This window comes from Pseudomonas cremoris (genome assembly GCF_014230465.1).
On the sequence record NZ_JAAXCY010000004.1, the window covers coordinates 434329 to 446877 of the forward strand.

General features: G+C 57.9%; 12 protein-coding genes and 1 pseudogene. 7 read left to right on the forward strand and 6 right to left on the reverse strand.

All coding sequences use genetic code 11. The features are described from left to right. The first annotated feature begins 7 nt into the window (after positions 1–7). Complete coding sequence (locus HF257_RS11925) at positions 8–625, forward strand: TPM domain-containing protein (protein WP_185709495.1); 618 nt, start codon at positions 8–10, stop codon at positions 623–625. Positions 626–826: 201 nt separating this feature from the next. Continuing rightward, positions 827–2035, forward strand: a complete 1209-nt coding sequence (locus HF257_RS11930) for a class I SAM-dependent methyltransferase (protein ID WP_185709494.1) — start codon at positions 827–829, stop codon at positions 2033–2035. Positions 2036–2138: 103 nt separating this feature from the next. Here the strand turns inward: HF257_RS11930 and HF257_RS11935 are convergent, their stop codons facing one another. From HF257_RS11935 to HF257_RS11945, 3 genes are all read right to left on the reverse strand, one after another. Beyond that, entirely contained in the window at positions 2139–3038 is a 900-nt protein-coding gene (locus HF257_RS11935) for a DMT family transporter (RefSeq protein ID WP_185709493.1), read from the reverse strand. Between the two features lie 143 nt (positions 3039–3181). Beyond that, positions 3182–4054 (reverse strand): dihydrodipicolinate synthase family protein, encoded by an 873-nt coding sequence (locus HF257_RS11940; RefSeq protein ID WP_185709492.1) that lies wholly within the window; start codon positions 4052–4054, stop codon positions 3182–3184. A gap of 27 nt (positions 4055–4081) precedes the next feature. Further along, complete coding sequence (locus HF257_RS11945; RefSeq protein ID WP_135288111.1) at positions 4082–4864, reverse strand: aldolase; 783 nt, start codon at positions 4862–4864, stop codon at positions 4082–4084. Between the two features lie 105 nt (positions 4865–4969). Between HF257_RS11945 and HF257_RS11950 the strand changes: the two genes are divergently transcribed. Next, complete coding sequence (locus HF257_RS11950) at positions 4970–5497, forward strand: helix-turn-helix domain-containing protein (protein WP_185709491.1); 528 nt, start codon at positions 4970–4972, stop codon at positions 5495–5497. Positions 5498–5621: 124 nt separating this feature from the next. Here the strand turns inward: HF257_RS11950 and HF257_RS11955 are convergent, their stop codons facing one another. Beyond that, on the reverse strand, positions 5622–6638 hold the full coding sequence (locus HF257_RS11955; RefSeq protein WP_185709490.1) for a DUF4917 family protein: 1017 nt from the start codon (positions 6636–6638) through the stop codon (positions 5622–5624). A 125-nt stretch (positions 6639–6763) separates the two neighbouring features. Here HF257_RS11955 and yiaY point away from each other — a divergent pair, with 125 nt between their 5' ends. Next, positions 6764–7912, forward strand: a complete 1149-nt coding sequence (yiaY, locus tag HF257_RS11960; RefSeq protein WP_185709489.1) for an L-threonine dehydrogenase — start codon at positions 6764–6766, stop codon at positions 7910–7912. On the opposite strand, the gene HF257_RS11965 is transcribed toward yiaY, so the two are convergent. Beyond that, the gene (locus tag HF257_RS11965; protein WP_185709488.1) at positions 7879–9066 is read right to left on the reverse strand and encodes an MFS transporter; all 1188 of its coding nucleotides are present in this window, start codon (positions 9064–9066) and stop codon (positions 7879–7881) included. The two genes, yiaY and HF257_RS11965, sit on opposite strands and share 34 nt — an antisense overlap. Before the next feature lie 104 nt (positions 9067–9170). Next, on the reverse strand, positions 9171–10397 hold the full coding sequence (locus HF257_RS11970) for an aminotransferase class I/II-fold pyridoxal phosphate-dependent enzyme (protein WP_185709487.1): 1227 nt from the start codon (positions 10395–10397) through the stop codon (positions 9171–9173). 337 nt (positions 10398–10734) lie between these two features. Between HF257_RS11970 and HF257_RS11975 the strand changes: the two genes are divergently transcribed. The 3 genes and pseudogenes from HF257_RS11975 to HF257_RS11985 all read left to right on the forward strand — a co-directional run bounded on the left by HF257_RS11975 (position 10735) and on the right by HF257_RS11985 (position 12502). Beyond that, complete coding sequence (locus HF257_RS11975) at positions 10735–11409, forward strand: NAD(P)H-binding protein (RefSeq protein ID WP_185709486.1); 675 nt, start codon at positions 10735–10737, stop codon at positions 11407–11409. Beyond that, positions 11409–11525: pseudogene (locus HF257_RS11980) on the forward strand (LysR family transcriptional regulator); the annotation flags it as partial. The gene HF257_RS11975 and the pseudogene HF257_RS11980, both read left to right, overlap by 1 nt. A gap of 35 nt (positions 11526–11560) precedes the next feature. Continuing rightward, positions 11561–12502, forward strand: a complete 942-nt coding sequence (locus HF257_RS11985) for a hydroxymethylglutaryl-CoA lyase (RefSeq protein WP_185709485.1) — start codon at positions 11561–11563, stop codon at positions 12500–12502. The last annotated feature ends 47 nt before the right edge of the window (positions 12503–12549 follow it).

The following is a 12549-nucleotide window of genomic DNA, read 5'->3' on the forward strand; positions in this document are numbered from 1 at the left end:
GACAACCATGGCATTACTGACTGAACACGAGCAGCGCCAAGTCGCCGAAGCGATTGCCCGCGTCGAGAAAACCACCGACGCAGAACTGGTGACCGTACTGGCCGCCCGCGCCGACGACTACGCCTACATTCCGCTGCTGTGGGCCAGCTTGATCGCCTTGGTGGTGCCGGGTGTGGTGCATTACCTGTCGGGCTACCTGACCATGTACACCTTGCTGCTGGCGCAATGGGCGACGTTCATTGTGCTGTGCCTGGTGTTTCGCCTGCCCAAGGTCACCACACGTTTGATTCCGCGCTCGGTACGCCACTGGCGTGCATCCAACCTGGCCCGGCGCCAGTTCCTGGAGCAGAACCTGCACCACACGGTGGGCAGCACCGGCGTGCTGATTTTTGTCAGCGAGGCCGAGCGTTATGTGGAAATCCTGGTGGATGACGGGATTTCCAAGCGTTTGGACGACGGTAGTTGGGATGTGATCGTCAAGGCGTTTACGCAGCAGGTGAAGCAGGGGCAGACGTTGGCGGGGTTTATCAGCTGTATTGAAGCCTGTGGCGAGCTGTTGAAGGTGCATGTGCCGGTCACACAAACCCGTAACGAGCTGCCCAATCGCCTGGTTGTACTCGAATAAAAATGTGGGAGCGGGCTTGCTCGCGAATGCAGTGGATCAGCCAATGAATCTGTTGACTGACCCACCGCATTCGCGAGCAAGCCCGCTCCCACATTTGGTTTGCGGTGGGCCTCATAGATACCGTTGATCAAATAACCCCGTGCCCTAAACCCCCATCCCCCCTAAAATGCCGGGCATTCCCAGCCCGAGGCGTTTTTGTTCATGTCCGTCACCGCTCAACCTGTCAGCGACTACCACGCCCAGTTCATCGAACTGCTGAGCGCAAGCCTCGCGCAGAACGCGTTTATCAAGCTGGTGCTGGCCAAGTACGTCGGCGAGGAAGCCGAGTTGCAGCGGCTGATCATCAAGCCGGTAACCGTCAAGGAGCAGCCATGCCTGTCCTTCGTTTATCGCTACAAGACCCGCGATATCACCAAGAACTTCGCCTTGGCCGACGGTGTGGCGGCGATTGCCGAGCTGCTACCCGCGCAGTTCAAGAACGCCCACTTGCTGTCGCTGACCGACGAAGCCCAGTTGGAATACAGCAAAAAGAACAAAAGCTCGCTGTTCAAAAGCAAGCCGCAGCAACTGCGCGAAGCGCCCTCGGCCGAGCATAACCGCGAGAAGCATCGCTTCCTCGACCTCAGCCGTCCGTTCCTTTCTGACCTGGGTGTGACCGATGCCAAACAGGCGTTGATCCCGTCGATGTCGCGCAAATGGAAACAGATTAACAAGTTCATCGAAGTGTTCAGCCATGCGTTGACGTCATCGCCGCTCAAGCTGGACCAACCGGTGCGCGTCGCCGATTTCGGTTCGGGCAAGGGCTACCTGACGTTCGCCATCCACGACTACCTGCGCAACACCCTCAAGGCCGAGGGCGAAGTGACCGGTGTGGAGTTGCGCGAAGACATGGTCACCCTGTGCAACACCGCCGCCGCCCGCCTGGAGCATCCGGGGCTGGTGTTCAAGTGCGGTGACGTGCGCAGCGTGGCACCGAGCGAACTGGACGTGATGATCGCCCTGCATGCCTGCGACATCGCCACCGATTACGCGATTCACACCGGCATTCGCTCTGGCGCGTCGATCATCATGTGCTCGCCGTGCTGCCACAAGCAGATACGCCTGCAGATCCAGAGCCCGGCGCTGTTGAAACCGATGCTGCAATACGGTTTGCACCTGGGGCAGCAAGCGGAGATGGTCACCGACAGTCTGCGGGCGCTGTTTTTGGAGGCTTGTGGCTATGAGACCAAGGTGTTCGAGTTCATCTCGTTGGACCACACCAACAAGAACAAGATGATCCTGGCGGTGAAGCGCGCCGAGCCGTTGGATAACGCCCAACTACTGGAGAAGATCCAGGAATTGAAGGCGTTCTACCACATCACCGAACACTGCCTGGAAACCCTGTTGCGGGCGGATGGTTTCTTAAGCTGAACGCAGAACCCCCTGTGGGAGCGGGCTTGCTCGCGAATGCGGTGTGTCAGCAAGTACATCTACAACTGACCCACCGCATTCGCGAGCAAGCCCGCTCCCACATTTAGACTGTGCCAGCCTTTACTACTGGCGCAGGCTGCACCGCCGTCTTGCGCCCCAACATCACCGTCACAATCACCCCACACGCAAACACCCACGTAATCGGCTCGATATGTTCCCCAAAGAACAACGCCGAAAACGCGATGGTGAAGAAGATCTGCAACAGCTGGATCTGGCTGACCCGCGCAATCCCGCCCATGGCCAACCCGGCGTACCAGGCAAAGAACCCCAGGAACTGCGAGAACAGCGACACATACCCAAACGCCCACCACGTGCGCATGGAAATCGCCCCTTGATGTTGCGCCGCCAGGTACCACACCGGGCCGATCAACACCGGCGTCGAGAGCACCAGCGCCCAGCAGATCACCTGCCAGCCGCCCATCTCCTTGGCCAATCGGCCGCCTTCGGCATAACCCAGGCCACCCACGGCAATCGCGCCGAGCATCAGCAAATCACCGGCCTGGATACTGCCGGCACCGGTGATCAGCGCGTAACTCAATACCAGACCACTGCCCAATGCTGCGCAGGCCCAGAAGGCTTTGGACGGTCGTTCATGGGACAGCCACGCCGCATACAACGCCACGCACAGGGGTTGCAGGCCGTTGACCAGTGCGCCATGGGACGCCGGCAAGGTTTGCATGGCCCATGCCGACAACACTGGAAAACCAAGGATCACCCCGGCAATCACCAGGCACAGACCGCGTACTTGGCGCCAGGTGGGCCATTGCTCACGGCGCCACAGCAACAGGCCCGCCGCCGGAACCGCCGCGAACAACGCACGGCCCAGGCCGTTGAGCAGCGGGTGAATTTCCTGCACCACGATCCGGGTGAAGGGCAGTGTCAGGCTGAAGATGATGACGCCCAGCAGGCCGAGGGCCATGCCGGTGTTTTCGCGCGAGCTCATGGGTGAGATCCGAAATAGAGAGGAGCCGAAATCCAGAGGGCTTCCTGGGAAGCCCATCTAGCCACAACCCCCGTCGATTGCGGGCCTACAGCTGGGTGCGGATTTATCCGTACAGTTGGGTACTGCGGGAGGGAGTTGTGGGCTTAGCGCAATAATGCTTTGAGCTGTTCTATCCCGGCTTCTGCCAGTGGGAACACCGGCAACCGCGGATCGCCCACGTCCAGCCCGGTCAAACGCAACCCGGCTTTGATCGTCGCCGGCAATCCACCCTTGAGGATGAACTCCAGCAACGGCAATTGTTGGTAGAACAACGCGCGTGCCTTTGTAAGATCATTGGCCAACACCGCGTCATACAAATCCAGGTTCAACTGCGGGATCAGGTTCGGCGCCGCCGTACACCAGCCTTTGGCACCCGCCGCGAACGCTTCCAGTGCCAAGGGGTTACAACCGTTGTAGAACGGCACGTCGGTCTGGCGATGCAACTGGTGCATGCGCTGAACATCACCTGTGCTCTCCTTGACCATCGTCACATTGGCCACCTGCTTGATGATGCGCAGGATCAAGTCCACCGACATGTCCGTGCCGCTGGTAGCCGGGTTGTTGTACAGCATGATCGGCACGCCGATGCTGTCGCCAATCGCGGCGTAGTGCGCAAGGATTTCCGCTTCGCTGAGTTTCCAGTAAGACGCCGGCAGCACCATCACCACATCGGCGCCATTGGCTTCGGCGTAGCGAGCGCGGCGCACGGCCTTGGCGGTGGTGAGGTCGGATACGCTGACGACGGTGGGAACGCGTCGGGCGATTTTGGCCAGGCTGTAGGCGCTGACTTCATCCCACTCGGCATCGCTCAAATAGGCACCTTCGCCCGTGCTGCCCAAGGGCGCGATGGCGTGGACGCCGCTGGCGATCAAGCGGTCGATGGAGCGGCCCAGGGCATCGAGGTCAACGCGTTGGCCATCGCTGCTGAACGGGGTGATGGTGTAGCCGATGATGCCGTGAATGTTGGGGCTGGACATAGGAAGTCTCCGGTCGAAAAAGGGTAGTCAGTTCAGGCAATCGGCGTGTTTGCGCAGGTTCTGCCGGGCGTAGTAATTGAACGCGGCGCCATGACGCTTGGGCCGGGAGATCCAGTCATGGGCCTCGCGCCCCAGTTCCGGCAGGATCGGCTTGATGGTGCCAGCGGCCATTGCCAGCAACTGCAACTTGGCTGCGCGTTCGATCAATTGCGCAATCACGCAGGCTTCCTCGATGCTCGCCCCGGTGCTCAACTGGCCATGGTGCGAGAGCAGGATCGCGCGCTTGTCGCCCAAAGCCTCGGTGATGATCTCGCCTTCTTCGTTACCCACCGGCACCCCTGGCCAGGCTTCCAGGAATGCACAGTCTTCGTACAGCGGGCACAGGTCCATGTGGGACACCTGCAGTGGCACTTCCAGCATCGACAGCGCGGCAATATGGGTTGGATGCGTGTGGATGATGCAGTTCACATCCGGGCGCCCACGGTACACCCAGCTGTGAAAGCGGTTGGCCGGGTTGGGAATGCCATGGCCTTCCAGCACTTCAAGGTCTTCGTTCACCAGCAACAGGTTACTGGCGGTGATTTCGTCAAAACCCAGGCCCAATTGCTGGGTGTAGTAAGTGCCCTGTTCAGGGCCGCGCGCGGTGATCTGCCCGGCCAGGCCGGAGTCGTGGCCGTTCTCGAACAGGATGCGGCACGTGAGCGCCAGCTTTTGCCGGTCGGTCCACGTATTATCCGCCAGGGTGTTTTGCATCTGGATCAGTGCTTGCTTGACCAGTTGGTCTTTGGGAAGTGCTAATGTCTTGGCCATATCGGGTGCCCTCGGTGGCTACAAATGACACTTAAGATGCTATATGACACTTTGTGTCATTGGCAAGCACAGCGTATCGCTTACTGCATGGATTAATCGCAGCGCATGTCTATCCGTTTGAAATTATTGAGAAAAAAACTTGGCGTGACACTTGAGGCCCTGGCTGAAAAATCCGGGATGACCAAGAGTTACCTGTCCAAGGTCGAACGCGGGCTCAACACACCGTCGATCGCCGCCGCGCTGAAACTGGCCAAGGCGCTGAACGTAAAGGTCGAAGAGCTGTTCAGCGAAGACAACGTCAGCCTCGACAGCTACAGCCTGGTGCGCAGCCACGAGCGACCGGACACTTCACCGGGCTACGCGGTGCTGGCCCATCAAGTCAGTGAGCGCAGCCTGTTGCCGTTCATCATCTATCCGCCGCAGGAATTCACCGACAAGAGCTTCAAGGAACACGTGGGAGAGGAGTTTTTGTTCGTGCACGAAGGCCAGGTGGAAGTGGACTTCATGAACGAGCGAGTGATTCTGGAGCGGGGCGATGCACTGCATTTCAATGCACAAAAGCCGCATCGGCTGAGATCGGTAGGGCCGGTGCAGGCGCAGTTATTGGTGGTGGTGCACAGCGCCGAAGAGTGACTGCGACGGTGACTTGAAATGCAATCCAATGTGGGAGCGGGCTTGCTCGCGAAAGCGGAGTGTCATTCAACACATCATTGACTGAACCACCGCATTCGCGAGCAAGCCCGCTCCCACATTTTGATTAGCGTTCGACAGGGACGGACAGTGCGGGATTACCGAGCGCATGGGTCCGCGCCGCGAAGAACCGCAATTCAACCCCTGTCCCGTCAAACAACTCCGAATACCGCCGCTTCTGCTGTCGAATAAACCCATCACTGCGCCCCGATACCGAGATCGCCAGGGTGGTCAATTTGGCCTGGCGAATGGCATCCACCAAGTGCTTGTCCTGCGGCCCCAACTCATGGCCAAAGACGCATAACGCACCTTCATGATTGAGCAACTGCTCATAACAGAACGACAGATAATCCGAACTGCGGATGGTCTTGAGCTTCTCCTCAACCTTGCCTTCGCTGACAAACAGCGGCACATCGTCGAGGGTCTTGATCGTGTTGTTGATGGCAAAACTGCTGAGCAAGGTGCTGTCGGTAGACGGCAATTTGCGCGCGGTGCCATCGAGGTTACGCACCAGGTGCAAACCACCGTGCAGGTACAGGATGCGCGTGGCGTTTGTACGGGTGTCGCGCAGGTCGAAGCTGGCGTCCGCGCTACGGAAAAGGTCGTCAATGCCCGGCGTATGCAGGATCGCCCAGTAGTTGAGCAAGTCGTAGTTGCTGGTGAATACCGTGGCGTAGTTCGCCAGTTCAGCGTTGATCGTCGCCAGCGTCGAGGGCTGCACCAGACGCCACGGGATATGCACGCCGTGGATGGTATTGATCAGCGCTTCCTTGATCGCGTAGTAGCGATTGCGCGGCGCCGCCGAGCTGACCGCCAGCGCCTTGTTAACCCGGCTGGTGGTTTTGAGTGCGCCCAGGGCCTGCTCGAAACTGCGGGTTTGCAGGGCGTCGAACACACTGAGTTCAGATTGGCTCAGGGGTTTTTCTTCCACCGTGCGCGCGTTTTCGAACAGCGAGTCGTAGGCAAAGTCTTCCCAAATCGTACGGCTGGCGCCGTTGCCGATCAGAATCCCGCTGAAGTCGAGGCCAGCGCGCAGTGCGCTCCAGTCTTCAAGATGGGCGTCAATATCCTGGAAATCCTTCATTGCGGCGGGTCTACTCGAAATCGGCTGGACGGTGACTTTATCACGAGCGAGCGTTGATCCTGATCAAGATGCCGTAGGCAGGTGAGGTCGATGCTGTAGGCATAAACGTCATCCGAGGATTCGCCATGAGCAGCACCTTCTTCATTCCCGCCGTCAACATCATGGGCACCGACTGCCTCGACGAAGCCATGACCGCCATCCGTAACTACGGTTTTCGCAAGGCGCTGATCGTCACCGACGCCGGTTTGGCCAAGGCCGGCGTGGCCAGCATGATCGCCGAGAAACTGGCGATGCAAGACATCGACTCGGTGATCTACGACGGCGCCAAGCCCAACCCCAACGTGGACAACGTCGAGAAAGGCCTGGCACTGCTGCAGGAAAGTGCCTGTGATTTCGTGGTGTCCCTGGGTGGCGGTTCGCCCCATGACTGCGCCAAGGGCATCGCCCTGTGTGCCACCAACGGCGGGCATATCGGCGACTACGAAGGTGTCGATCAATCGAGCAAGCCGCAACTGCCGCTGGTCGCTATCAACACCACCGCCGGTACCGCCAGTGAAATGACCCGCTTCTGCATCATCACCGACGAAAGCCGCCACGTGAAAATGGCCATCGTCGACCGCAATGTCACGCCGCTGCTGTCGGTCAACGACCCGGCGTTGATGGTCGGCATGCCCAAGGGGCTCACCGCCGCCACTGGCATGGATGCCCTGACCCACGCCATCGAAGCCTACGTGTCCACCGCGGCTACGCCGATCACTGACGCCTGTGCCATCAAGGCCATCGAACTGATCAGCGCCAACCTGCGCCTGGCGGTACGCGATGGTAGCGACAAGGTTGCGCGAGAAAACATGGCCTACGCCCAGTTCCTTGCCGGCATGGCCTTCAACAACGCTTCCCTGGGTTTCGTGCACGCCATGGCCCACCAACTGGGTGGTTTCTACGACCTGCCCCATGGCGTGTGCAACGCAGTGCTGCTGCCCCATGTACAAAGCTTCAACGCCAGCGTCAGCGCCAAACGCCTGAGCGATGTGGGCCGCGCACTGGGCGCCGACGTCAAGGGCGTCACCGACGAAGAGGGCGCCCAAGCCGCCATCGCCGCCATTCGCAGCCTGGCACTCGACGTTGAAATTCCCGCCGGCTTGCGCGAGCTGGGCGCCAAGTTGCAAGACATTCCATTGCTCGCCACCAATGCGTTGAAGGACGCGTGTGGGCTGACGAATCCGCGTCGGGCGGACCAACGTCAGATTGAGGAGATTTTTCGCAGCGCGTTTTGATGTGCCCGGCAGCGGGCGACGCATACGCAAGCGCCGCCCGCCAACGTTAGGGACAACACCCCTAACGGCCATGCCTGCTGACTCACTAGCAGGCTTGCCACACCACCGATCAACGCAGCCATCAACTGATGAATGAAACCGCTCAACGCCATGGCGTAAGATCCGTTCACTGGCGACTCATCGTTTGCCAGTGACAAACTGATCGGGTAACTCATCGACTGCCCAATTACTGCCAGGCAATAAGGCAGCCAAAGTAGGACGGCAAGCCCGGTGGCAAACACGCTGCCCAGCAACATCATTGACGTTCCCACCAGGATCAGCGTGACGCCCCAACTCAACATCGCCAACCGCCCTGTACGAGTAACGAAGCGATTGACTATCAACGCTCCCGCCAGGTAAGCCGCACTGATTGGCCAGCCAATCCAGCCATATTGTGTCGCACTCCACTTGAAATGCCCCTGCAAGATCAACGGTGCACAGGTGTTGAACGCAATAATTACTCCGTAGCCCAAACCGCCGGCCAATGCTGCGTGCAGAAAGGGAGTGTGACGAAAGATTTTAGTGTAGGTGCGCCAGGCGCAAACCGATGAATCGGCTGTTAATTGCAGCGGGAAATCTACCCGTTTCAACACCACCATCAATAGGATGGCTCCCATTGCCAATCCGTAAAAAATTGCCTCCCAACCAAACGCTGCTTGTAGCAACGACCCCATGAATTGTCCGATACCCAGCGCGATCACGAAGGTCATGCCCAACCACGACAGCCCCTTGGCCAGCAGCGCACCGCTGAAGCTATCGCGCACCAACACTCGCGCCATCACTGAAATACCACCCGCACCAAGGCCTTGGATCAGTCGCAGCGACAAAAACGATCCGGCATCGATCGCTGATGGGACCGCCGCGCTGGCCAGCGCATACAGTGCAAGTGCCGCAAGCAATACCGGCTTTCGACCAAAATGCTCGCTCAGGCTGCCCCAAAGCAACATGGGTAATGCCATTCCAGCCAGGTAGATTGCCAGGGCAAGTGCTACGTGGTCTTCGGCGGCTGGCAAGTCACGGGCAATCGCCGGTACGGCGGGCAAGTAGCTGCTGATACCGATTTGGGCGAGGAAGGCGGTGCTGCAGGCTAGGGTGAGGGTCGTGGTTTTTTTCAACGAAAATCTTCCATCACTGCACATGTTGAGGAGAAGAACTCAATCTGAGGTTTTCGCATAATTCGTGAAGCGCTTTGTTGAAATGAGTGCCTGTGCGCCTCAGGCTAGCCTGTGATTTTGTTTTCTTCTATTAAGGCTAAGAGGGCTGAACAAAACGAATATATAGTTTCGCGTGTCATGTCGGCACGGAGCGTTATTCGGATGGCTGCCTTTCCTCTCGGAACCACCGGAAAAAATACGGCTGAAGTGAAAAAGCCATTGTCTGCAAGTTTTATCGAAAGTGCATTGGCTGTTTCAGCGGAGCCGCAGTTTACTAAGCGAATTGCCGTGTGAGTGTTGTGTTGTTGGGTATGGATAAGGCTGTCAAATAGCTGGAGGTTACTGAGGAGTTTTTTTTGCAGTGCGGGCAACTCTGCGGAGCGGTGGATTTCTATTGAAGCCAAGCCCGCACCGATAGCTGCTGAGTTTAGGCTCTGGGACCAATTGCTGGGGCCGCCATACCTATACATCAAGCTTTTCTGTTTTTCATTTCCGAACATTATCAAGCCACCGCTCGCACCAAACGATTTTCCAAGGGAGGCTACGATTATCGTCCGATCATCCAGTGCCTGCAGCCGAGGGCGAATAAATCCATTTCCCTGTTCTCCGAATGCGGAAAGCGCGTGGGAGTCGTCCAGATAAAGAAATAGGCCATAACTAGACTTGAGATGGAGAAGGCCATCGATATCCGCCTCTCCGCCCATGCTGTAGGTGCCGTCTGCGATGTAGGCGACATTGCTGTGCTTTTTACAGATATCTTCGATGAAGGAAATATCGTTGTGAGGTGCAGTGATGACCTCCGCTTCATCTGCGCAGGAGGCTTTAAGATGGTTCATCGAATAGTGAGCGTTTTTGTCGAATACCATGGTGGGTGGGCAGTGGCGGGTGAGCGCTCCACTCGCTAGCAAAGGCAATATTCCCGAACTGGCAGCGCTGCAAGACAAAGTGCTAAGGCAGGTCGAGTTGAAAAGACTGGACAGTTCTTTTTCATAGCGCTCGAGTATTTCAAGCTTGCATCGGTTTTTTGAGTTGGCAATTCGAAGTGTTTTTGCTGCTGTTAGGCCCTCTATGGCGCCTTTTAATATGTCAGGGTGGTAATCAAGGCCAAGATAGGAAGTTGTGCAAAAATGATGGAGTTCGCGTCCGAATTGATCGGTAAGGTAGTTGCGGTTTTTGACAGTGACATTGAGTTCACAAATTCGGCCTGTTTTAGCCAATTGCCAATCATTGTCGGAAATGCTGATTGTCTTTTTATAGTTTGAGAATTTATTTTTTTGCTGTGCGTTTTCCATTTTTACTCGTCCTTGGAGATGGATGAAAAATGGTAGAGGGAAAAAATTCAAATGTTAAGTCGGACGCTTCCCATGCCGGCTGCTCTCGATGACGGTTATGGTGTGAGCAGTGTCCTACATAGTTGGTGGCTAATCAGCACTACTTTGTTGACTGTTTTTACATAGGGGTACATTGAAGTGCGATGTTGTGGGTTGATGACAGGGCACACGATGTTATTTGTTTAGGTCCAAGCGCACCCTATTGAGTAAGGTGTCAACGCAGTGGTCAAATGTGACGATGGCGTTCAAAGATCTGTATCTCGGGTAGTCAAAACTGGCTGGATGAAGGAAGCACTTGATGAGAGTTCTACTATTCGGCGCCACCGGCATGGTCGGCCAAGGCGTGCTGCGCGAGTGCCTGCTGGCCGCTGACGTGCAGGAAGTGGTCGCCGTTGGCCGCACGCCCCTGACCCAGGAACACGGCAAGCTGCATCAGGTATTGCACAGCGACATGCTGGATTTCCAACCCCTGGAGAATCTGCTGCAAGGCTTCGATGCCTGCTTCTTCTGCCTCGGCGTTTCGTCGGCGGGGATGAATGAAACCAAGTACACCCACCTCACCTACGATCTCACTCTGGTCGCTGCCAGCACCCTGGCACGGCTCAATCCGCAGATGACGTTTATCTACGTGTCCGGCGCCGGTACCGACAGCTCCGAGGCCGGTAAGTCGATGTGGGCGCGGGTCAAGGGAAAGACCGAGAACGCTTTGCTGCGCCTGCCGTTCAAGGCGGTGTATCTGTTTCGGCCGGGGGTGATCCAGCCGTTGCATGGCGTGCGTTCGAAGACGCCGTTGTATCAATCGTTCTATACCGTGCTCGGGCCGTTGCTCTCGTTCTTTCGCCGGGTAAAACCAGGTTGGGTGGTGAGTACCGAGACCGTCGGCCGGGCGATGTTGCAGGCCGCGAGTGTTGGTGCGCCGCAGCCGGTGGTAGAGCAAGCCGAGATCAACCGCTTGGCCAACGAGCGTCACTGATGTTGCACAAGAGCCTGGTGCGTCGACTGGATCTGATCACCCTGATGGAGCTGGAGCAAGTGCTCGGCGTGAGCCTGTTTGTGCGGCGCGCCAAAGGTATGGACCTTACCGCCGCCGATATCCAACGCCTGAAAACCTCGGGAGTGGTGCAATGATTTCTGATTATTCCGACGCGCTGATCGTGCAGGAAGTGTCGCCGCGCGATGGCCTACAGATCGAACCGACCTGGGTCGAGACGGCTGACAAGATCGCCTTGATCGATCAGCTTTCCCTCGCGGGTTTTTCGCGGATCGAAGCCGGTTCGTTTGTCTCGCCCAAAGCCATTCCTGCGTTGCGCGATGGCGAGCAAGTGTTCCAGGGCATCGCGCGTAAGTCTGGTGTGATCTACGTAGCGCTGATCCCCAACCTCAAGGGCGCCCAGCGCGCCATCGAGTCCCGCGCCGATGAGTTGAACCTGGTGATGTCCGCCAGCCAGACCCACAACCTGGCCAATATGCGCATGCGCTGCGAGGCTTCATTGGCGGCGTTTGGTGATATCACTCGCTTTGCTGCCGAGCATCCGGTTCGGCTCAACGGCAGCATCGCCACCACCTTCGGCTGCCCGTTCGAAGGCAAGATCGATGAAGACCGCGTGCTGCAGATTGTCGACGCTTATCAGGCGTTGGGCATCCAAGGTATCAGCCTCGCCGACACCACCGGCATGGCCAGTCCACGTCAGGTGGAACGCCTGGTCAAACGCGTGTTGGCGCGTGTGTCCGCCAGCGATCTGACCCTGCATTTTCATAACACTCGCGGCTTGGGTTTGTGCAATGTGCTGGCCGCGTATGAGGCCGGCGCACGGCGCTTTGATGCCGCGCTTGGCGGCTTGGGCGGTTGCCCATTTGCGCCCGGTGCGTCGGGCAATATCTGCACCGAAGACCTGGTGAACCTCTGTGAAGCAGTCGGTATTCCCACCGGCATCGACCTGCCGCACTTGTTGCAAATGTCTCGCCGCCTGCCGGCTTTGCTGGGCCATGACCTGCCTGGCCAGGTAGCCAAGGCCGGGCGCAATTGCGACTTGCATCCACCGCCGGCTTACATCGCCACGCTGTAACGCCGCACCCGACAACAAAAACAATCGGGCGCCTGTGAGCAGCCCGC

What these genes read in the sequence shown, in the direction of transcription:
- HF257_RS11925 (WP_185709495.1), top strand. Translation starts at nt 8, where the DNA reads ATGGCATTACTGACTGAACACGAGCAGCGCCAAGTCGCCGAAGCGATT.
- HF257_RS11930 (WP_185709494.1), top strand. Translation starts at nt 827, where the DNA reads ATGTCCGTCACCGCTCAACCTGTCAGCGACTACCACGCCCAGTTCATC.
- HF257_RS11935 (WP_185709493.1), bottom strand. Translation starts at nt 3,038, where the DNA reads ATGAGCTCGCGCGAAAACACCGGCATGGCCCTCGGCCTGCTGGGCGTC.
- HF257_RS11940 (WP_185709492.1), bottom strand. Translation starts at nt 4,054, where the DNA reads ATGTCCAGCCCCAACATTCACGGCATCATCGGCTACACCATCACCCCG.
- HF257_RS11945 (WP_135288111.1), bottom strand. Translation starts at nt 4,864, where the DNA reads ATGGCCAAGACATTAGCACTTCCCAAAGACCAACTGGTCAAGCAAGCA.
- HF257_RS11950 (WP_185709491.1), top strand. Translation starts at nt 4,970, where the DNA reads ATGTCTATCCGTTTGAAATTATTGAGAAAAAAACTTGGCGTGACACTT.
- HF257_RS11955 (WP_185709490.1), bottom strand. Translation starts at nt 6,638, where the DNA reads ATGAAGGATTTCCAGGATATTGACGCCCATCTTGAAGACTGGAGCGCA.
- yiaY (WP_185709489.1), top strand. Translation starts at nt 6,764, where the DNA reads ATGAGCAGCACCTTCTTCATTCCCGCCGTCAACATCATGGGCACCGAC.
- HF257_RS11970 (WP_185709487.1), bottom strand. Translation starts at nt 10,397, where the DNA reads ATGGAAAACGCACAGCAAAAAAATAAATTCTCAAACTATAAAAAGACA.
- HF257_RS11975 (WP_185709486.1), top strand. Translation starts at nt 10,735, where the DNA reads ATGAGAGTTCTACTATTCGGCGCCACCGGCATGGTCGGCCAAGGCGTG.
- HF257_RS11985 (WP_185709485.1), top strand. Translation starts at nt 11,561, where the DNA reads ATGATTTCTGATTATTCCGACGCGCTGATCGTGCAGGAAGTGTCGCCG.